This window comes from Microcoleus sp. AT8-A3 (assembly GCF_036705675.1).
Taxonomy (GTDB): domain Bacteria; phylum Cyanobacteriota; class Cyanobacteriia; order Cyanobacteriales; family Microcoleaceae; genus Microcoleus.
Genome location: NZ_JAUBVD010000001.1, coordinates 299944 through 300323, shown reverse-complemented (window position 1 = coordinate 300323; position 380 = coordinate 299944). Strand labels below are relative to the sequence as shown.

Annotated in this window: 1 pseudogene; it reads left to right on the top strand. The window is 46.1% G+C overall.

Annotation, left to right across the window (positions count from 1 at the left end):
* Nucleotides 1-380, top strand: a pseudogene (locus QUB51_RS01285) (CopG family transcriptional regulator); the annotation flags it as partial.

Genomic DNA, 380 nt, shown 5'->3' with positions numbered 1-380 from the left:
ACAGTAGCGAAGTCAAGTTACGAAAGTTTACAGCAGCAGTTGAGTGAACGCGAAAGTTCGATCGCTTCTTTACAGCAGCAACTCGCTACCGAAAAGCAAAATCTCGAAAGCCAATTAGCCGAAACAGTAGCGAAGTCAAGTTACGAAAGTTTACAGCAGCAGTTGAGTGAACGCGAAAGTTCGATCGCTTCTTTACAGCACCAAATCGCTGAAAAAGAACACCGCGAACACGAGTTTGTGCAACAGCTAGCCGAAAAATCCAGTGCTCTGGAATCTTTACAGCACCAAATCGCTGAAAAAGACCACCGCGAACACGAGTTTGTGCAACAGCTAGCCGAAAAATCCAGTGCTCTGGAATCTTTGCAGCACCAAATCGCTGA